Source organism: Paracidovorax wautersii, from assembly GCF_031453675.1.
In the GTDB taxonomy this organism is placed as follows: Bacteria; Pseudomonadota; Gammaproteobacteria; order Burkholderiales; family Burkholderiaceae_C; genus Paracidovorax.
The window spans coordinates 3,132,599-3,151,292 of sequence record NZ_JAVIZX010000001.1; the positions used below are offsets into that span (position 1 = coordinate 3,132,599).

The 18,694-nt window shown below is 69.3% G+C and carries 19 protein-coding genes and 1 other RNA gene; 11 read left to right on the forward strand and 9 right to left on the reverse strand.

Translation table 11 applies throughout. From position 1 onward, the window contains the following. Positions 1 to 157: 157 nt before the first annotated feature. Both ffs and QE399_RS14145 read right to left on the reverse strand, forming a co-directional pair. Positions 158 to 254: signal recognition particle sRNA small type (gene ffs / locus QE399_RS14140), an RNA gene on the reverse strand. Positions 255 to 382: 128 nt separating this feature from the next. Further along, a complete protein-coding gene (locus QE399_RS14145) occupies positions 383 to 1,963 on the reverse strand; it encodes a methyl-accepting chemotaxis protein (protein WP_309829492.1) in 1,581 nt (526 codons plus the stop codon). A gap of 115 nt (positions 1,964 to 2,078) precedes the next feature. Here QE399_RS14145 and dnaX point away from each other — a divergent pair, with 115 nt between their 5' ends. From dnaX to QE399_RS14175, 6 genes are all read left to right on the forward strand, one after another. Beyond that, positions 2,079 to 4,082: a DNA polymerase III subunit gamma/tau gene (gene dnaX, locus QE399_RS14150; protein WP_309829494.1), complete on the forward strand. Its 2,004-nt coding sequence runs from the start codon at positions 2,079 to 2,081 to the stop codon at positions 4,080 to 4,082. Between the two features lie 139 nt (positions 4,083 to 4,221). Then, a complete protein-coding gene (locus QE399_RS14155) occupies positions 4,222 to 4,554 on the forward strand; it encodes a YbaB/EbfC family nucleoid-associated protein (protein ID WP_309829496.1) in 333 nt (110 codons plus the stop codon). A 147-nt stretch (positions 4,555 to 4,701) separates the two neighbouring features. Continuing rightward, positions 4,702 to 5,292, forward strand: a complete 591-nt coding sequence (recR, locus tag QE399_RS14160; protein WP_309829498.1) for a recombination mediator RecR — start codon at positions 4,702 to 4,704, stop codon at positions 5,290 to 5,292. A gap of 129 nt (positions 5,293 to 5,421) precedes the next feature. Further along, the gene (locus QE399_RS14165; protein WP_309829500.1) at positions 5,422 to 5,829 is read left to right on the forward strand and encodes an MAPEG family protein; all 408 of its coding nucleotides are present in this window, start codon (positions 5,422 to 5,424) and stop codon (positions 5,827 to 5,829) included. A 202-nt stretch (positions 5,830 to 6,031) separates the two neighbouring features. Further along, positions 6,032 to 7,069, forward strand: coding sequence for an ABC transporter substrate-binding protein (locus QE399_RS14170; protein WP_309829502.1), 1,038 nt, complete (start codon positions 6,032 to 6,034; stop codon positions 7,067 to 7,069). Positions 7,070 to 7,266: 197 nt separating this feature from the next. Continuing rightward, positions 7,267 to 7,419: a DUF3096 domain-containing protein gene (locus QE399_RS14175; protein ID WP_309829504.1), complete on the forward strand. Its 153-nt coding sequence runs from the start codon at positions 7,267 to 7,269 to the stop codon at positions 7,417 to 7,419. Positions 7,420 to 7,504: 85 nt separating this feature from the next. Here QE399_RS14175 and QE399_RS14180 read toward each other — a convergent pair whose 3' ends face one another. Further along, on the reverse strand, positions 7,505 to 9,025 hold the full coding sequence (locus QE399_RS14180; RefSeq protein WP_309829506.1) for a transglycosylase SLT domain-containing protein: 1,521 nt from the start codon (positions 9,023 to 9,025) through the stop codon (positions 7,505 to 7,507). After that, positions 9,022 to 9,798 (reverse strand): hydroxyacylglutathione hydrolase, encoded by a 777-nt coding sequence (gene gloB / locus QE399_RS14185; protein WP_309829508.1) that lies wholly within the window; start codon positions 9,796 to 9,798, stop codon positions 9,022 to 9,024. The genes QE399_RS14180 and gloB overlap by 4 nt, the downstream gene beginning before the upstream one ends. Here gloB and QE399_RS14190 point away from each other — a divergent pair. Next, entirely contained in the window at positions 9,797 to 10,612 is an 816-nt protein-coding gene (locus QE399_RS14190) for a class I SAM-dependent methyltransferase (protein WP_309829510.1), read from the forward strand. The two genes, gloB and QE399_RS14190, sit on opposite strands and share 2 nt — an antisense overlap. 72 nt (positions 10,613 to 10,684) lie before the next feature. Continuing rightward, a complete protein-coding gene (gene rnhA / locus QE399_RS14195; protein ID WP_309829512.1) occupies positions 10,685 to 11,140 on the forward strand; it encodes a ribonuclease HI in 456 nt (151 codons plus the stop codon). Between the two features lie 182 nt (positions 11,141 to 11,322). Here rnhA and QE399_RS14200 read toward each other — a convergent pair whose 3' ends face one another. The 5 genes from QE399_RS14200 to moaA form a co-directional block, all read right to left on the reverse strand. Further along, positions 11,323 to 11,655: a thioredoxin family protein gene (locus QE399_RS14200; protein WP_309829514.1), complete on the reverse strand. Its 333-nt coding sequence runs from the start codon at positions 11,653 to 11,655 to the stop codon at positions 11,323 to 11,325. Positions 11,656 to 11,846: 191 nt separating this feature from the next. Further along, entirely contained in the window at positions 11,847 to 13,160 is a 1,314-nt protein-coding gene (gene moeA, locus QE399_RS14205) for a molybdopterin molybdotransferase MoeA (RefSeq protein WP_309829516.1), read from the reverse strand. 8 nt (positions 13,161 to 13,168) lie between these two features. Next, the gene (locus tag QE399_RS14210) at positions 13,169 to 13,735 is read right to left on the reverse strand and encodes a GNAT family N-acetyltransferase (protein WP_309829518.1); all 567 of its coding nucleotides are present in this window, start codon (positions 13,733 to 13,735) and stop codon (positions 13,169 to 13,171) included. Next, the gene (mobA, locus tag QE399_RS14215) at positions 13,732 to 14,409 is read right to left on the reverse strand and encodes a molybdenum cofactor guanylyltransferase MobA (protein ID WP_309829519.1); all 678 of its coding nucleotides are present in this window, start codon (positions 14,407 to 14,409) and stop codon (positions 13,732 to 13,734) included. Before mobA ends, QE399_RS14210 begins: the two co-directional genes overlap by 4 nt. Then, the gene (gene moaA, locus QE399_RS14220; RefSeq protein WP_309829521.1) at positions 14,402 to 15,544 is read right to left on the reverse strand and encodes a GTP 3',8-cyclase MoaA; all 1,143 of its coding nucleotides are present in this window, start codon (positions 15,542 to 15,544) and stop codon (positions 14,402 to 14,404) included. The genes mobA and moaA overlap by 8 nt, the downstream gene beginning before the upstream one ends. 341 nt (positions 15,545 to 15,885) lie before the next feature. On the opposite strand from moaA, the gene QE399_RS14225 reads away from it, so the two are divergent. The 3 genes from QE399_RS14225 (at position 15,886) to QE399_RS14235 (ending at position 18,439) form a co-directional block, all read left to right on the forward strand. Further along, complete coding sequence (locus tag QE399_RS14225) at positions 15,886 to 16,521, forward strand: superoxide dismutase (protein WP_309829523.1); 636 nt, start codon at positions 15,886 to 15,888, stop codon at positions 16,519 to 16,521. Between the two features lie 56 nt (positions 16,522 to 16,577). After that, positions 16,578 to 17,477 (forward strand): ZIP family metal transporter, encoded by a 900-nt coding sequence (locus tag QE399_RS14230; RefSeq protein ID WP_309829525.1) that lies wholly within the window; start codon positions 16,578 to 16,580, stop codon positions 17,475 to 17,477. 92 nt (positions 17,478 to 17,569) lie between these two features. Next, positions 17,570 to 18,439 carry a type IV pili methyl-accepting chemotaxis transducer N-terminal domain-containing protein gene (locus tag QE399_RS14235; RefSeq protein ID WP_309829528.1) on the forward strand — a complete coding sequence of 290 codons (870 nt, stop codon included), beginning with the start codon at positions 17,570 to 17,572 and terminating at the stop codon, positions 18,437 to 18,439. Positions 18,440 to 18,694 lie beyond the last annotated feature (255 nt).

Below are 18,694 nucleotides of genomic sequence, written 5' to 3' on the forward strand. Positions count from 1 at the left end.
AAAACGGTGTCGGAATGCGCCGACACGGCGCAGCGATGCCGTGGGAGCTCGTCACCCGGTGACGACTGGCAGAAAGTGCGGGAAGGGGGAGAGAGGGCGCGGTGCCCGCAAGACGCGCTCGGTGCCGGCGCAGCGGCCATCGAGGACAAGAAAGAAAGTTGACGAGCCTTACCCCCGGCACTGGCTCCACAGTTAGGGCTGCTTGGTTCCCCACCTGACCCGGTTGGCTGCTTCACCATGCGGGGAGGCCCGTCACCGGCGATTGTAGCCAATGCGGGAGCCCTTTCCGGAAAAAGGCCATGCGATGAGCGCTGGTGGTTCTCCGAAGGGCGCCAGGAGCGGCCGCGCCCGCAGGCCCGATGCCAGCAGTGGTCGACGGGCGTCAGCCCGCGGCCGTCACGCGGAAGACGCCCACCAGCTCATCCAGCCGGGCCGCCTGGTGCCGCAGCGATTCGGCGGCCGAGGCCGCTTCTTCCACCAGGGCGGCGTTCTGCTGCGTGGCCTGGTCCATGTGCGTGACGGCCAGGTTCACCTGGTCGATGCCGGCGGCCTGTTCCTGGTTCGCCGAGGCGATGTCCTGGATCAGCCGCGTGACCTGCTGCACGCTGCCGACCACTTCCGTCATGGTCGTGCCCGCCTGCTCCACCAGGCGCGAGCTCTCGCCCACCTGCTGCACCGAGGCGTCGATCAACTGCTTGATCTCGTTGGCCGCCGAAGCTGAGCGCTGTGCCAGGCCGCGCACCTCCGACGCCACCACCGCGAAGCCGCGTCCCTGCTCGCCCGCCCGCGCCGCTTCCACGGCCGCATTCAGCGCCAGGATGTTGGTCTGGAAGGCGATGCCGTCGATCACGCCGATGATGTCCACGATCTTGCGCGAAGAGGCGTTGACTGCGCCCATGGTGCTAACCATCTGGCCCACGACCTCGCCGCCGCGCTGCGCAACTTCCGATGTGCTGGCCGCCAGCTCGGCCGCGTGCCGCGCGTTGTCGGCGTTCTGCCGCACGGTGCTGGTGAGTTCCTCCATCGATGCCGCCGTCTGCTGCAGGGCGCTGGCCTGCTGCTCGGTGCGGCTGGACAGGTCGTTGTTGCCCGCGGCGATCTCGGACGACGCATTGGTGATCGACTGCGTGCTGGCCCGCACCTCGCTCACGATGTGCGCGATGCTCTGGCGCATGCGCTCCAGGCCGTGCAGCACGCTGCTGCGGTCCCCGGGCTTGAGCACGACGGGGGTGGAAAGGTCGCCCTGGCCCATCACCTCGCTCACGCGGGTGGCGTAGCCGGGCTCGCCGCCCAGCTCGCGCAGCATGCCGCGGGCGATCAGCAGGCCCACGGCCAGCAGCACGCTCGCCAGCACCAGAGCGCCCAGGCCGAAGCGCAGGACGCGGTCCAGCACGGCAGCGTCCACGGTGTCCACGTACACCCCCGAGCCGATGACCCAGCTCCAGGGCGCGAAGCCTTTCACGTACGACACCTTCTGCACGGGCTCCGAGGCGCCGGGCTTGGGCCACAGGTAGGGCACGTAGCCGGCGCCCTGGGCTTTCACGGCGTCCACGAAGGCCACGAACAGGCGCTTGCCTGTCGGATCCTTGTTTTCCGACAGGTTCTTGCCCTCCAGCTCCGGACGGATGGGGTGCATGACCATCATCGGCACCATGTCGTTGATCCACAGGTATTCGTTGCCGCTGTAGCGCATGACGCGCAAGCCGTCCTTGGCCTGCTGCTGCGCCTGGGCTTCGGTGAGCTTGCCCTGCGAGGCGAGTGCGTGGTAGTGGGCCACCAGGCTGTGGGCCACCTCGACGGTCTGCCGCACGCTGGCTTGTCGTTCTTCCATGATGAGCCGGCGTTCGGAGGCCAGCAGGATGGCCGTGATGGCGGCGATGCCCAGCAGCGCGCAACCGATCAGGAGGCCCAGGCGCCGGGCAATGCCCATGGTGGCGCGCGATGTCTGCTTTGTGGTGCTCATGTCATTCCCTCTGACACGGTGGCCGCTCCGATGGGATGCGTCTCCACGGTGTGAGCAAATGTTAGGTGCTGCCTGGCCTTCCGGAGGGTCTGCCGACCCCCGTAGAATCCCGTGGATGTCCTACCTCGTCCTCGCCCGCAAATACCGTCCCAAGACCTTCTCGGAGATGGTGGGCCAGGAGCATGTGGTGCAGGCGCTGTCCAACGCCCTCACGCAGCAGCGGCTGCACCATGCCTACCTGTTCACGGGAACCCGCGGCGTGGGCAAGACGACCGTGTCGCGGATCCTGGCCAAGTCACTCAATTGCCAGGGGCCGGATGGGCAGGGCGGCATCACCGCCACCCCCTGCGGCGTGTGCCAGGCCTGCACCGACATCGACAGCGGCCGTTTCGTCGACTACACCGAGCTCGACGCAGCCTCCAACCGCGGCGTGGACGAAGTCCAGGGCCTGCTGGAGCAGGCGGTCTACAAGCCGGTTCAGGGACGCTTCAAGGTCTTCATGATCGACGAGGTGCACATGCTCACCAACACGGCCTTCAACGCTATGTTGAAGACGCTGGAAGAGCCGCCCGAGTACCTCAAGTTCGTGCTGGCCACGACTGATCCGCAGAAGGTGCCGGTCACGGTGCTCAGCCGCTGCCTGCAGTTCAACCTGCGCCCCATGGCCCCCGAGACGGTGCTGGAGCACCTCACCCGCGTGCTGGCCACCGAGAATGTGCCGGCCGAGCCCCAGGCGCTGCGCCTGCTTTCTCGAGCGGCGCGGGGCTCCATGCGCGATGCGCTGAGCCTGACCGATCAGGCCATCGCCTTCGGCAGCGGGCAGCTGCAGGAGGCCGGCGTGCGCCAGATGCTGGGCAGCGTGGACCGCAGCTATGTCTTCCGTCTGGTGGAAGCGCTGGCGCAGGGCGACGGCAAGACGGTGGTCGAGACCTCCGATGCGTTGCGCACCAACGGCCTGTCGGCCGCGTCCACGCTGGAAGACATGAGCACCGTGCTGCAGCGCATGGCCGTGCTGCAGGCTGTGCCCCAGATGGCGGGCGCGGCAGACGCCAACGATCCCGAAGCCGCCGAGATCGCACGCCTGGCTGCGATCATGCCGCCCGACGAGACGCAGCTGCTCTACAGCATCTGCCTGCATGGCCGCACCGAGCTGGGCCTGGCGCCCGACGAATACGCCGCGCTCACCATGGCCTTGCTGCGCCTGCTGGCGTTCAAGCCCGCACCCGGCGCGGGCTCGGCGGAAAAAAAAACTCTGAACGCGGCTGAAAGGGCGGCTGCGCCCACCTCGGCCGCGGCCCCCGCCGTGCCGTCCGCCGGCCCACCCGAGCGCGCCCCGTCGCCGCAGCCGTCTTACAGCCCACCTTCTGCAGCTGCTGCGATCGCCCAGGAGCCGGTGCAGTCCGCGCCGTGGGAAGAAGAAGAGGTGGCCGTGCTGCCCGAGCAGGCCGAACCGCAGATGCCTGCAGCGGAGCGGGAACCTGCCGCAAGCGCGGTGCGCGCCGCACCGCCCGCCGCCGAGGCCGTGCGCCTGTCCGTGCGCCCGCAGGAACACTTCGGCCGCCACTCCGCCACCTCATCCGGTGTGCCCGCCCCTGCATCGGCGACCGCGCCCGCGGCCGCTCCGCAGTCGAACGACTTCGTGGCCATCCCTGTGCGTGAGGCACCGGAGCCCGGCATCCGCCTGCAGCCGGCGGCGCCACGGGAGGGATTGCCCGCCTCGGCCCGCTACACCCCGACCGAAGAAGGCGATGTCTGGCATGCCACGGTCATGGCCATGGTGGCGGCCGAAGCCATCACCGCGCTGGTGCGCGAACTGGCCCTGCAGTCCCAGCTGGTGGCACGCGATGGCACGCACTGGCTGCTGCGCGTGGAGCGCGAGTCGCTCAACCAGCCCACGGCCCGCGAGCGTTTGCGCGCGGCGCTGGAGGCCGCCGGGCACGCCACGCAGATCACCGTCGAGGTGGGGCAGATCATCGACAGCCCGGCGCGGCGCAATGCGCACGCGGCGGCGGAGCGCCAGCGCGTGGCCGAGGAGATCGTGCACAACGATCCCTACGTGCAGACTCTGATGCGCGATTTCGGGGCGAAAATCGTGCCCGGGAGCATCAAGCCGGCATGAGCGACCAGGCCTGCGACCTGCAGGCAGGCCGCGTTGCCCCACCGGCGGCGGCCGCAACGCAACGCAACGGTTTTTCAGGGATCATCCCCTCCAACCCCTTCATTCATTCATTCATACCTACCAAGCAAAGGAAACACCCATGTTCAACAAGGGACAGCTCGCCGGCCTCATGAAGCAGGCCCAGGCCATGCAGGACAACCTCAAGAAGGCCCAGGATGAACTGGCGAACATCGAAGTGGAGGGCGAGTCCGGCGCCGGCCTCGTCAAGGTGCTCATGACCTGCAAGCACGACGTCAAGCGCGTCACCATCGACCCCAGCCTGCTGGCCGACGACAAGGACATGCTGGAAGACCTGGTGGCCGCCGCCTTCAACGCCGCCGTGCGCAAGGCCGAGGAGACCTCGCAGGAGAAGATGGGCAAGTTGACGTCGGGGATGCCGGGCCTCCCCGGCGGCATGAAATTCCCCTTCTGAGCGGAGCTACTGCGCGGGCGATCTGCGTCGTTGGGCGGTGCTCGGAATCCTCGCGTACTTCCAGTACGCTCCGGTTCCTGCGCTCCGGCCGCCTAGCATCTCATCCCGCTCGCTACGCCCGATGCGCCGTCTGGCCCACTTCACACGATGTCTGAACCCAACTCCCTTGAATTCTTGATCCAGGCGCTGCGGCGCCTGCCGGGCGTGGGCGTGAAGTCGGCGCAGCGCATGGCGTTCCATCTGCTGCAGCACGACCGGGAGGGCGCGCAGGTGCTGTCGCGCGCGCTACAGGAGGCGGCCGTGTCGGTGAGGCACTGCGAGCGCTGCCACACCTTCACCCAGGCGCCCATCTGCGATGTGTGCCTGGACCCGGAGCGCGACCCCTCCCGGCTGGCCGTGGTGGAGACGCCGGCCGATCAGGCGGCGCTGGAGCGCACGGCGGCGTTCAAGGGGCTGTACTTCGTGTTGATGGGACGGCTGTCGCCGCTCGACGGCGTGGGGCCGAAGGACATCGGGTTGAAGAAACTCATGGACCGGGCCAGCGACGGCGTCGTGCAGGAGGTGATCCTGGCCACCAGCTTCACGGCCGAGGGCGAGGCCACGGCCTATGCCATCAGCGAGGGGCTCAAGAGCCGCGGCGTGCATGTCACGCGCCTCGCACGGGGCGTGCCGGTGGGCAGCGAGCTGGAGTATGTGGATCTGGGCACGATCGCGCACGCCCTGGTGGACCGGCGCTGACGGCGGCTCTGCTGCACGCATGCGGCGTGCGGCTGTCCCGGGCGTGGCACGGCGGGCAGATCGTGTGATAAGCTCACTTATCCATAGCAATATGCGCAATGCTGACGGGCGCTGGCGCATGAAAATACCATGAACTCGACGATGCACATCGCACGTTTCACCGTGGCGTACTGGTGCGTGCTGATTGCCGCGGTGTTGCCCATCCTGTGCGCCATGCTGGCCAAACGGGGCAGTTTCCGCGCCCAGGACAACCACCATCCCCGGGCGTGGGCCGCCCGCCAGACCGATTGGCGGGCGCGCGCGTATGCGGCGCAGGCCAACAGCTTCGAGGCGCTTCCGTTCTTCATCGGCGCGGTGGTCATCGCCCACCAACTCGGAGCGGCGCAGACGGGTCTCGACCTGCTGGCCTTCGCCTTCGTGATGCTGCGCATCCTCTACATCCTCATGTACGTGGGCGACCTGCCCACGGCCCGCAGTGCGATGTGGACCGGGGCGTTCCTGGCCAACGTGGCGATCTTGTTCACGGGTTATCGCTGAACGGCGGCGGGTTGCGGCGGCCCCGAGGGTGCCGGCCGTGCCCGCGCTCTGAGGCCAGCGCGGCAGCGTCAGCGGTTCACGGCCCCGTGTCCGCGTCAGCCCGCAAAGCTACGTAGTTCTCCGCAGGGATTCTCCCAATGCGGCGGACTGTCTTGCGGGCACAATTGTTGCACTGCAGCATTTCGTCCCTTTCTCTTTTTCCATGCCATTCGCCCCCCTCCATCGCCGCCGCTTCAGCGTGCACGCCGTCCTTGCCGCCGCGTCCATCGCTGCGCCGGCCGTGCTGCGTGCGCAGGCCGGGGGGCGGGTGCGCATCGCGGTGGGCGGGCAGAGCGCCCTGTACTACCTGCCGCTCACCATCGCCGACCAGCTCGGGTTCTTCCGCAACGAGGGGCTGGAGGTCTCGCTGATCGACCATGCCGGGGGCGCCCTGGCCCTGCAGGCTGTGCAGGCGGGCAGCGCGGATGTGTGCTGCGGTGCGTACGAGCACACCATCCGCCAGCAGGTGGCCGGGGTGCCGTACCGCAGCCTGGTGCAACTCGGCCGCGCACCGCAGTTGGCGCTGGGCGCTTCCACACGGACGTGGCCGGTGCGCAGCGTGTCGGGCTTCAAAGGCATGCGGGTGGGGGTTTCCGCGCCGGGATCGTCCACGCACTTCGTCGCGGGCTACTGGCTCACCCAGGCTGGCACGCCACTGAATGGGGTTTCCTTCATCGGCGTGGGCACGGGGCAAAGCGCCCTGGCCGCGCTGCGCCAGGGTCGCGTGCATGCGCTGTGCCAGTCGGACCCGCTGCTCACCCTGCTGGAGCAGCGCGGCGAGGTGCGCCTGCTGGGCGACCTGCGCAGCCTGAAGGGCACGCAGGAAGTTTTCGGTGGTGCCATGCCCGGCGCCTGCCTGTACGCGCCTCAAGCCTTCCTGCAGCGCCAGCCCGCGCAGGCGCAGGCGCTGGTCCACGCCATGGTGCATGCGTTGAAATGGCTGCAGACGGCCGCCCCGGCGGACCTCATGCGGGCCGTACCCAGTGATTACCTGATGGGCAACCGCGTGGCCTACCTGGCGGCGTTCGACAAGGTGCGCGAAACGCTGTCGCCGGATGGCCTGATGCCGGTAGACGGCCCCGCCACGGCCTTGCGGGCCGTGGCGCGTTTGCAGCCCGAACTGGACCCGTCTTCGGTCGACCTGGGCCGCACCTACTCCAACGAGTGGGTCCGCCGCGCCAAGCTCAAGTTCAACCTCTGAACGATGGGGACCGGCCCCGCACCCGCTGCTGCTGCGGGGGTGCCGGGGCAGGGCAGGTGCGCGTCTGACACGCGGGCCCGCGTAACGCGGCTAGAGTGCGGGCAGTGGCGGGCCGGCAGGCCCTGAGCCACCCCGAAAGCCAAGGCCACCGAGGCCGGCGCCGCTTCGATTCCTGATGTCCTTACCGAGGAAATTCCATGTCGTTCCAACTCAGCATCGGCCCCCTGGTCTCCCTGATCGCCGGCATCCTGATTCTCATCATGCCCAAGCTGCTCAACGTGATCGTTGCGCTGTACCTGATCGTGATCGGCATTCTGGGACTGGTCGGCATGCACAACCTGCGCTTCTGAGCCTTGCCCAGGCCGCGGGGCGGGCAGGTGATGGGTCTGCCAGACCGTCTGTCCAGGCGCCGCCCTGCGGGCGCGCCCGGGCAGGTCAGCGCTTCTTGACCTTGGAAGGCGTGCCGCCCTTGCGCGCCGGCTGGGAGCTGGCGGCCGCGGTGCGCTTGACCGCCTTGGCGGGCGCGCGCGCAGACGATGAGGACGATGCGGCCGCAGCCATGCGCACCGGCAGGTAGACGGTCACCTGCTGGCCGGCCTTGAAGCTCGCGCTCGACTTCACATCGTTCCAGTTGGCCACGTCGGCCGCCAGCAGCTTGTACTTGCGCGCGATGGTGGCGACCGTGTCGCGCTTGCCGGCCCGCACCGAGGTGCGGCGCGTGACGATCTCGGGGGTGAAGGCCAGCTGGCCGTTGTCCGCGATCTGGCCTGGCACATCCTGCTGGGTCGTGGTGCTGCGCGGCACCATCAGCGCAGAGCCGGCCTTGATCATCATCCGGGGCGGAATGCCGTTGATCTTGCGCAGGTCCGCCTCGCTCATGCCCGCGCGCTGCGCTGCAGCGGACACCGTCATGTTGGAGGGCACGCTCCACACCGTCCAGCTGGCGTACTGGCCTTCCGTGTAGGCCTCCAGGTTCTTGCGGAAGACCTGCGCGTTGTCCCAGGGCAGGAGGATGCGCGGCATGCCGGCGGCCAGGATCACGGGGCGGTGCAGCGACGGATTGAGGGCGCGGAAGTCCTGCTCGCGCACGTCGGCCAGCTGGGCGACGAGCGACACGTCGATGTCCCGGGTGATTTCCACCGTCTGGAAGTAGGGGTGGTTCTCGATCAGTGGCAGCTCGGTATTGAACGCCTGTGGATTGGCCACGATGTTCTTCACGGCCTGCAGCTTGGGCACGTACATGCGCGTTTCCGCGGGCATGGTCAGTTCGGTGTAGCTGGTGCCCAGGCCGAGCTTCTGGTTCTTGGCGATGGCGCGGCCCACGCTGCCTTCGCCCCAGTTGTAGGCGGCCAGTGCCAGGTGCCAGTCGCCGAACATGCCGTACAGCTTCTGCAGGTAGTCCAGCGCGGCGCGGGTGGAGGCCAGCACGTCGCGGCGGTCGTCGCGGAACGCGTTCTGCTTCAGGTCAAAATAGGTGCCGGTGGCGGGCATGAACTGCCACATGCCCGCGGCCTTGGCGCTGGAGACGGCCTGCGGGTTGAACGCGCTCTCGATGTAGGGCAGCAGGGCCAGCTCGGTCGGCATGCCGCGCAGCTCCAGTTCCTCGACGATGTGGAAGAGGTACTTGCTGGAGCGCTCCGTCATGCGCTGGATGTAGTCGGGGCGCGTGGCATACCACTGCTCGCGGTCCTGCACCAGATCGCCCTGCAGGTCGGGCATGGCGAAGCCGCGGCGGATACGCTCCCACAGATCGGCAGGCGCCTGCGTGGCGGCCACGCCGTGGGCGCCCAGGCCGTTGACGGCGGTGATGGGCTTGAGCGGGCCGTTCGGGTAGACGGCTGCATCCGGCGTGGGGGATGAGGGAGAGGAGTTGGCCGACGAGGTGGGGGAGCCGGTGGTGGCGCAGCCTGTGAGCCAGAGCAGGCTGGCGAGGAGCAGGATATGCAGAGGTTTCATCGGAACTCGTTCTTCCATTGGCGCAGCGCCGCCAATACGGCCACTGCGTCGTTCGGGTCGACCTGCGCGTCGAAGCCGTGGGCCGCACGGGCCACTTCGGCAACGCGGGTGCGCAGGAATGGGTTGATGGCACGTTCCGTGTCCATGAGCGACGGCAACGTGGGACGTGCCTGCTGGCGCAGGGCCTCGCAGGCGCTGGAGTACTGGAGCAGCGCGGCGTTGCGAGGTTCCACGGCGCGCGCAAATTTCAGGTTGGACAGGGTGTATTCGTGGGCGCAGCATACCCGTGTGCCGCCAGGCAGGGCCGCCAGCGCGTCGAGCGAGGCCTGCATCTGCGCCGGCGTGCCTTCGAACAATCGCCCGCAGCCGCCCGAAAACAACGTGTCGCCGCAGAACAGCACCGGGGCGCCATCCACGTCGGGGCAGTAGTAGGCGATGTGGCCGCTGGTGTGGCCGGGCACATCGAGGACCTGCCACTGCAAACCCAAGGCGGTGACCGCGTCGCCCTGCGCCAGCCGGGTGAGGGGCTCGGGCATGCGCTCGTTCGCCGGGCCGTACACCTGCGCGCCGGTGGCCTCGCGCAGCGCCTGCACGCCGCCCACATGATCGCCGTGGTGGTGGGTGACTAGAATCGCCTGCAGTGGCAAACCCGTGCTGCGCAGCGCGTCCAGCACCGGGGCCGCTTCGCCCGGATCCACCACGAGGGCCTGTCGGCCGTCATGCAGCATCCAGATGTAGTTGTCAGTGAGGGCGGGTAGCGGCAGCAAGGTCATGAGCGACGAAATTATAGGTTTGCACCACTGGTTTGACTCGCCCCCGGGGCGCTACCTGCTCGCCTGGGAGCAGGAGCGCTATGACGAGCTGGTGGCCGACCTGTTCGGCTACCACGCGCTGCAGGTCGGCATGCCGGGGCTGCAGGGTCTGCGTGCCAACCGCATGCCGCACCGCTGGCTGGCCGTGGGCCCCGACCAGGCTCTGCTGATGACGGGGCAGGGCGCGCAGGCGTCGGCACAGACGCCTGCCGGCGCGGCCCCGGCGCTGATGGCCGACCCGGTCGCACTGCCCTTTGCCGACGCCAGCCTGGACCTGGTCCTGCTGCCCCATGCGCTGGAGCTGAGCGTGGACCCGCATGTCGCCTTGCGCGAGGTGGAGCGCGTGCTGGTGCCCGAGGGCAAGGTCGTGATCAGCGGCCTCAACCCCTTGAGCCTGTGGGGCTTGCGCCAGCGGCGCGAGCGCCTGTACCAGCGCGTGGGCGCCGGCGGCTCGCTGTACCTGCCGGATGTGGGCGAGTTCATCGCGCCCGGCCGCATGCGCGACTGGCTGCGGCTGCTGAGCTTCGAGGTGGAGACGGTGAGCTTCGGCTGCTACCGGCCTGCCGTGCGGCAGGCGCGCTGGCTCGAATCCTTTCAATGGATGGATGCGCTCGGTGCCCGCTGGTGGCCCATACTCGGGGCCGCCTACATGGTGGTCGCCGTCAAGCGCGTGCACGGCATGCGGCTGTTGACGCCGGCCTGGCGCAAAGCGCCCCACATGGCCGCCGCCCCGGTGCCGGTGGCGCGCCGCGATGCCGCGCCGCGCAAGCGCTGAGCCGCTCAGGCGCCGATTCCTTCTCTTATTTTTTGTTGTTGTTGTCGTGGCGACGTTTTCTGGGAGCGCTTTTTGAATCAGGTTGTGATCTATACCGATGGGGCTTGCAAGGGCAATCCGGGGCCTGGCGGTTGGGGGGTGGTGCTGCGCTCGGGCGCGCTGGAAAAGGAACTGTTCGGCGGTGAACTCGGTACCACCAACAACCGCATGGAGCTGCTGGCGGTGATCGAGGGCCTGGCCGCGCTCAAGCGCCCCTGCACGGTGACCCTGTTCCTGGACAGCCAGTACGTGCGCAAGGGCATTACCGAATGGATCCACAGCTGGAAGAAGAAGGGCTGGCGCACCGCCGCCGGCCAGCCGGTGAAGAACGTGGAGCTGTGGAAGCGGCTGGACGAACTGGTCACCACCTCGGGCCACGTGATCGACTGGCGCTGGGTGAAGGGCCATGCGGGCGACCCGGGCAACGAACGGGCAGACGCGCTGGCCAACAAGGGCGTGGACAAGGTGCTGGGCCGCGCCACGGCGTGAGAGAGCGGTCGCTTCGTGTGAGGCCCGCGCGGCTTGCCTGCTCGCGCCCACGGTGCACGGCAGGCAGGGGTCGCAGCGCTCGCTACGGGGCGGCCCTTGCTGGAGCTGCCTCTGACTTGGCAACGGGGCCCGACAGACGATGAGGATGTGCGAGCCCGCAGATCCGCAGGCCTGGCGCAGATTCAGGCTGCGGCCGTGATGCCCTGAACCGCCTCGTGGATGCTCTGCGCATCGCTCGGCCGCACGAGGCGCGCAACCTCTTTCCCTTCGCGCAGGAACACCAGCGTGGGCCAGAGCTTCACGCCATAGCTGCGCCCCAGTCGCTGGCCGGGACCGTCTTCCACCTTGACGTGCGCGACCTCGTCGCGGTCCTCCAGGGCCTGCTCGATCAGGGGCTGGGCGCGCTGGCAGAAACCGCACCACGGGGTGCCGAACTCCAGCACGGTTGCGCCCGGCAGGCGGTCGACCTCTTCGCGGGCCGGGGGCTGGGCGAGGTGGCGGGATGCGTAGGTCACGGGACTCTCCTGTCGGCTGCCAGCGTGCAGGGTGCTTCAAAAAGAAGAGCTGCTTGCGCTTGCTGGTAAAAGAACTTGAATGGTTTTTGCATTGAAACCATTGCTACGGAAGCGCATGCAGCTATTGAAAGAAGAGCATGCCGCGCTGCCGTTGGACCATCAGCTTACGGGGCCGTGCCGGCATGGCATTGTCAGACTGCGCCTTCAAACATCAGCACATCGACCGGCTCGCCCGCGGCCACGTCCCCGCGGCCGTGCGGCAGCACGATCAGTCCGTTGGCCTGCACCATGGAGCTGAGCATGCCGGAGCCCTGGTTGCCGGTGGTGCGCACCTGCAGCGTGCCGTCGGCCGCCGTGCTCACCCAGCCGCGCTGGTACTCCGTGCGGCCGGGGCGCTTGCGCAGCGGTGTGGCGCAGACGGCGCGCAGCAGCGGCGGCGGGCTCTGGCGGCTGCCCATCATGCGCAGCAGCGCGGGCCGCACGAAGGCGAGGAAAGTCACCATGACCGCGACGGGGTTGCCCGGCAGGCCGAACAGCACGGCGCTGCCGGCGTTGGTGCCCGTGCCAGCAGCCGGCTCCGACGCCGCACCCCGCGCGATACGGCCCACGGCCATAGGCCGGCCCGGGCGCATGGCGATGCGCCAGAAGGCGACGTCGCCCAGTTCCTGCATCATGCCGCGCGTGTGGTCGGCGTCGCCCATGCTGACGCCGCCGCTGGTGACGATGGCGTCCGCCTGTTGCGCCGCCGTGCGGAAGGCGGCCGACAGGGCCTGCGGGTCGTCGGGCACCACGCCCAGGTCCACCACCTCTACGCCCAGCCGCGTCAGCAGGCCGAAGAGGGTGTAGCGGTTGCTGTCGTACACGGCGCCTTCGCGCGGGGGCTCGCCCAGGCCCAGCAGCTCATCGCCGGTGGAGAAGTAGGCCACCCGCAGGCGCCGCACCACGGGCACGCGCGGCAGGCCCAGGCTGGCGAGCAATCCGAGCGCCGCGGGGGTGAGCGGCGTGCCCTGTGCCAGGGCGACGCGGCCCTGCATCAGGTCTTCGCCGCGCAGCCGGCGGTTGGCGCCGGGGCGCAGCGCGTCGGCGGCGACATGCACCGTGTCGCCCGCCACCGAGGTGTGTTCGATCGGCACCACCGTGTCCAGACCCTCGGGCATGACGGCGCCGGTCATGATGCGCACGCAGCTGCCGGCGGGCACGGCGCCGTGGCGCGACTGTCCGGCCAGCGCGGTGCCCACGCAGCGCAGCGCCAGCGGTTGCCCGGGCTGCAGCAGCGCGCCGTCGAAGGCGTAGCCGTCCATGGCGGAGTTGTCGTGCGGCGGCACGCTGACAGGCGAGACCACGTTCTGCGCCAGCACGCGGCCCAGGGCGGCCGCCAGGGCCAGGTCTTCGGTTTCGGCCAAAGGCTCGACCAGGCGTTCGAGGAAGGCGCCGACGGCGTCCGCGGGCAGGTCGCCCGGGTCGTAGCCCGGCAGGTCGGCGGCGATCTGGGCGGTGGTGGTCATGCAGGTGTTCATAGCGGAGAAGAGGGAAGCAGCCGCACCATGTGCAGCTTGTCATGGCCGGTGCCGGCCACCACGATGGCCCGCGGCAGCAGCCCGTAGGCACGGAAGCCCGCCTGCTCGTACAGCCGCACGGCAGGGGCATTGCCGGCCGTCACGGTGAGGGTGAGCTGTTCCAGCCCGGGCATCTCGGCGGCGCGGGCGATGCAGGCCTCCAGCAGCAGCCGGCCCACGCCGCAACGCTGCGCATGCGCGGCCACCATCATGGCCACAATCTGGGCCGTGTGGCGCTGCTGCAGGCGCTCTTCGCGCTCGCAGCCGAGGCTGCCCACCAGGTGCCCGTCGGCATCGAACGCACCCAGGAAGAAGCCGCGCGCTGCCGGTGCGCCCAGCCGCTCGGCGTAGGAGGCGGCGGGCCGCTGCACGGCCGTGGCGTAGTCGGATGTGAAGGCCTCGGGAAAGCGGCGCAGGGCCTCGTCGCGCAGCGGCTTGTAGGCCGGTGCGTCCGCGGCGGTGAGCACGGTGACGCGCACAGGCGGCTGCAGCGGGGCGGGGGCTTCGGGGGCGGGCGGGGTCATGCGGGGCGGGCGTGTTCCAGGGCCTGCAGCTCGGCCAGGGTGTTGGCGTTGGCGAAGGCCTGCGGATCGTCGCCGGGCCGGTCGAAGGCGGCCACCGCGCACGGATGGCGGGCCAGCCAGGCGCCGATCTTGCGGCCGCCGCTGTCCAGGTAGCCGGCCAGGTCGGCCTGCAGCGTGGCGCGCAGCAGGCAGAACACCGGCTGGCGCCGCAGCACGGTGGCGCCCGTGCCGGCATCGGATTCGGGCGCCGCGGCGATGGCCAGCGCGGTGCCCGCGGCCTGCGCGGCCTGGGCCAAGCGCTGGGCCAGGTCGGTCGGGAACAAGGGCGTGTCGCAAGGGACGGTCAACAGCCAGCCGGTGCTGCAGTGCTGCAAGCCTGCGAGGAAGCCGGCCAGCGGGCCGGCGAAATCCGCCACGCCGTCCGCCAGTACCGGGGCGCCCCAAACGGCGTAGTCCTTCGCGTTGCGATTGGCACTCAGCAGCACCGCGCCGACCTGCGGTTGCAGGCGGTGCAGTGCATGCCGTGCCAGGGGCGTGCCGCGGAAGGTCTGCAAGCCCTTGTCGACGCCGCCCATGCGGCTGCCCTGGCCGCCGGCCAGCACCAGGCCGGTGATGTCGTGCGGGGCGGAGGCGGCGGGGGCCGTTCGCCGCGCCGAGGCAGCGGGGTCAGCCACCGATGTAGCTCATCTCCACGCGGCGCTGGGCCGGCGTGCCGCGGTCGGGCGGCAGGCTGCTGCGCAGCTCGGAGTAGCGGTCGGTGCGGCCGTGCCAGATGCTGGCGATGGCCGCGGCCAGTTGCTCGTCGCCGGCGCCCTCGCGCAGCAGGGTGCGCAGGTCCCAGCCCTGGGTGGCGAAGAGGCACAGGTACAGGCGGCCCTCCATCGACAGGCGGGCGCGGTTGCAGTCCTGGCAGAAGGCCTGGGTCACGCTGCTGATCACGCCCACCTCGCCGAGCGCCGGGTCGTGCCGGCCGTCGGTACCTGCGTAGCCCCAGCGCTCGGCTGTTTCGCCGCGGGCCTGCGGGTCGAGCGGCACCAGGGGCAGATGTTCCTGCAGGCGCTCGATCAGCTGGGCGGACGGCAGCACTTCGTCCATGCGCCAGCCGTTGGTGGCGCCGACATCCATGTATTCGATGAAGCGCAGCGTGATGCCCGAGCCGCGGAAGTGCCGCGCCATGGCCACCACCTCGTGGTCGTTGGTGCCGCGCTTGACCACCATGTTGACCTTGATGCGCTGCAGGCCCACGGCCTGGGCGGCTTCGATCCCGGCCAGCACCTCGGCCACCGGAAAGTCCACGTCGTTCATGCGGCGGAACACTGCGTCGTCCAGGCTGTCCAGGCTGACCGTCACACGGTTCAGGCCGGCGTCCTTCAGGGCGCGGGCCTTGCGCGCCAGCAGCGAGCCATTGGTGGTCAGCGTCAGGTCGGGCACCTGGCCGTCCACGGTGCGCAGGGCGGCCAGTTGTTCCACCAGGTTTTCCAGGTGCTTGCGCAGCAGCGGTTCGCCGCCGGTGAGGCGGATCTTGCGCACGCCGTGCCGCAGGAACACCCGCGCCAGCCGCGTGATCTCCTCGAAGCTGAGCAGCGCGCTGTGGGGCAGGTAGCGGTAGTCCTTGTCGAACACTTCCTTGGGCATGCAGTACGCACAGCGGAAGTTGCAGCGGTCGGTGACGCTGATGCGCAGATCCCGCAGCGGCCTGCCCAGCGTGTCGGAGAGCCGACCCGTGGGCGCGGCAGCCGGCCCCCGGGCCAGGGCAGGGGAGAGCGCAGCAAGGCGCTGGTCCACAAGGGGGATGACACGTTCAGCCATGGCGCGATTTTGCCGTATGGCCCTGTGTAGGGTTATCGCGCTGCGGCGAAATTTGACGCGCGTCAACTTGGGCTGAATCACCCGCGCGTCCTCGCACCGCACCGTCGCCCGGCAATCAGCCAATGTCCCCTTGGCGGCAAGGTCAATTGAAATGAAAATAATTATCATTTAATGCCTCGGTACGCACGAACCTCCGGTTCCACGCAAAGGGCTGTGCACGCGCTCGGCAGGGCGGTGGTGCCGGCTGTGGACCGCGTCGCGCGAGCGGTGTGCACACCGGCCCGCTGCCCGATCCGCCAAGCGCGCCTTCCGTGTCCTGCCACCACAGAGAGTTTTTTGCCATGCCCTACACGCTCCCGACCCTGCCGTATGCCTACGACGCGCTCGAACCCCATATCGACGCGCAGACGATGGAGATCCACCACACCAAGCACCACCAGACCTACATCAACAACCTCAATGCCGCGCTGGAAGGCACGCCGCATGTGGGGCGGTCGGTAGAGGCCCTGGTCGCCGGAATCGACGCACTCCCCGCGACGCTGCAGGCGCCGGTGCGCAACAACGGCGGCGGGCATGCCAACCACAGCCTGTTCTGGACCGTGATGTCGCCCCAGGGCGGCGGTGCGCCGCAAGGAGCACTCGCGCGGGCCATCGATGCCGATCTGGGCGGGTTCGACGCTTTCAAGGAAGCCTTCACCAAGGCCGCGCTCACCCGCTTCGGCAGTGGCTGGGCGTGGCTCAGCGTGTCGCCGCAGGGCCGGCTCGTGGTGGAGAGCACCGGCAACCAGGACAGCCCGCTCATGCCCGGTATCGCTTCGGGCAACACCCCCATCCTCGGGCTGGATGTGTGGGAGCACGCCTACTACCTGAAGTACCAGAATCGTCGCCCCGAATACATCGCGGCCTTCTATAACGTGGTGGATTGGGTGGAAGTGGCCCGCCGCCATGACGCCGCCATCGCCTCGGCACGCCGCTGAGTTCGCGCTGCCTGCCGCCGCCCTTCATGCCTGAACACCGCGAGGATCCCGCGCCCATGCCATCCGAGTCCACCGCCACCCCCTCCCGCCCCGCCTGGGGCCTGCGTAAATGGCTGGGTGCAGGGATTGCGCTGCTCGGCGTGATCGTCCTGGGCCTGCAGTTCGCCCAGTTCCTGCAGGCGAACGAGAGGGTGGCGCAGGCCTGGCAGGCAGGGCTGGTGGCCGCATTCGCCACGGCCCTGGGCACCGTGCCGGTGATGTTCTCACAGCGCCTGTCCGACCGTGTTCAGGACACCCTGTTCGGCTTCGGCGCGGGCGTGATGCTCGCCGCCTGTTCGTTCTCCCTCGTGATTCCGGGGCTGACCACGGCCAAGGCCGCCGGGGCGGGACCGTGGGAGGCGGGGGGCACCATCGGTGCCGCGATTCTGCTGGGGGCGCTGGCCCTGCTGGTCATGGAACGGCTGCTGCCGCACGAGCACTTCATCAAGGGCGTGGAAGGGCAGTCCTCCCGTACGCTGCAGCGCACCTGGCTCTTTGTGTTCGCGATCGCCCTGCACAATTTGCCGGAAGGGCTGGCCATCGGCGTGGCCTATGCCGGAGCCGATCCCCTGCAGGCCGGCACCCTGACTGCGGGCATCGCCATCCAGGATGTGCCTGAAGGTCTGGTGGTGGCCGTGGCCCTGTTGGCGGCTGGCTACCGGCGGGCGATCGCGGTGGGGCTGGGGATGGCCTCCGGCCTGGTCGAGCCGCTGGGGGCCGTGCTGGGCGCTGCCGTGGTCAGCTATTCGGTGCATCTGCTGCCGTGGGGCCTGGGCTTCGCGGCCGGGGCCATGCTCTTCGTGATCAGCCACGAGATCATTCCCGAATCCCACCGCAAGGGCCACGAGGCGTGGGCTACGGGCGGGCTCATGATCGGCTTCGTCATCATGATGCTGCTGGATACGGCCCTCGGCTGAATCGGGCGGTTGCGGAGGGCGGCATGCGGCGACTGCGGGCCGGTTGATGCACATCAGCGGGCCATGCCGAAGGGCGCCACACAATGCCGCGCATGCCCTGCCTTCGACGTCTTCCCGGCGAGCCCGCCGCCCTGCCTTCTACGCTTTCCCCGCCAGAGGAGCTGCGCCGTGGACAGCGGCGCGCCGTAGTGCAGACGCTGGCTGGGGTGTTGCTGCTGTCCGCCTTGCCGATCTCAGCGCAGGCACGGGTGGCCATCGCCACGGCCATCAACCGCACGGCGCGTTTCCGGGCGCTCTCGCAGCGCATCGCCAAGGCGTATGCCCAGCTGCACCTGGGCGTGATGCCCGATCGCGCGCGCGAGGCGTTGGCTGCCGCTCGCACGCTGGTACAGGCAGGGTTCGACGACATGGGTGGGCAGACATGGCCGGCCGAGCTCGCCGCGCAGCTCGCAGAAACGCGCCAGCATGCCGAACGGCTCGACGCCCTGGTGTCCCGCCCGCCCAGCAAGGAGGGGGTGGCTTCCGTTTCCGCATGGGCCAATCGCATGCTCGTTGCGGCCGACGCGGCGACGCAGTCGCTGGAACGGCTCGCCCAGGCCGGAACCGCCAAACTGGTCAATACCGCCGGGCGCCAGCGCATGCTGTCGCAGCGATTGGCGAAGAACTACAACCTGGCAGCAGCAGGGTTCGACGGCAAGGAGTTGCAGGGCCAGATGGCTGCCGATGCCAGCGAATTCCGGCGCGCGCTTGCGGCATTGGGTGCCGCACCGATTTCGACACCAGCCATCCGTGCCGAGTTGGCCCAGGGCGAGGCTCAATGGCTCTTCTTTGACAACGCCCTGCAGCACGCGGCGGAGCCCCGCAGGCTGGAGGCTGTCGCGACGACGAGCGAGCGCCTGCTGGAGGTGACGGACCGCCTCACGGCGCTGTACGAGGCAGCCCTGAGGGATGTACTGGGCTGATCGAGTCGGGGGTCCACGCCGGCCTGCAAAGCGGAGGGGCTTGACCAGTTGCCGTGCTCACCAGAGCGGCGTAAAGATCGTGGAAGTTGTCCTACGCGGGCCCGCCCCCGGGCGCCGCACACTGCGTTGGTCGATCCCCCTCGACACTCCCTCTCTTGTGATCCTTATCGCAAGTTCAGCCCGCTCTGAGCGGGCTTTCTTTTGCGTGGTGCTGGGCGGGCCGCTGCCGCTGCGAGGGGAGTGAACTTCACGGAA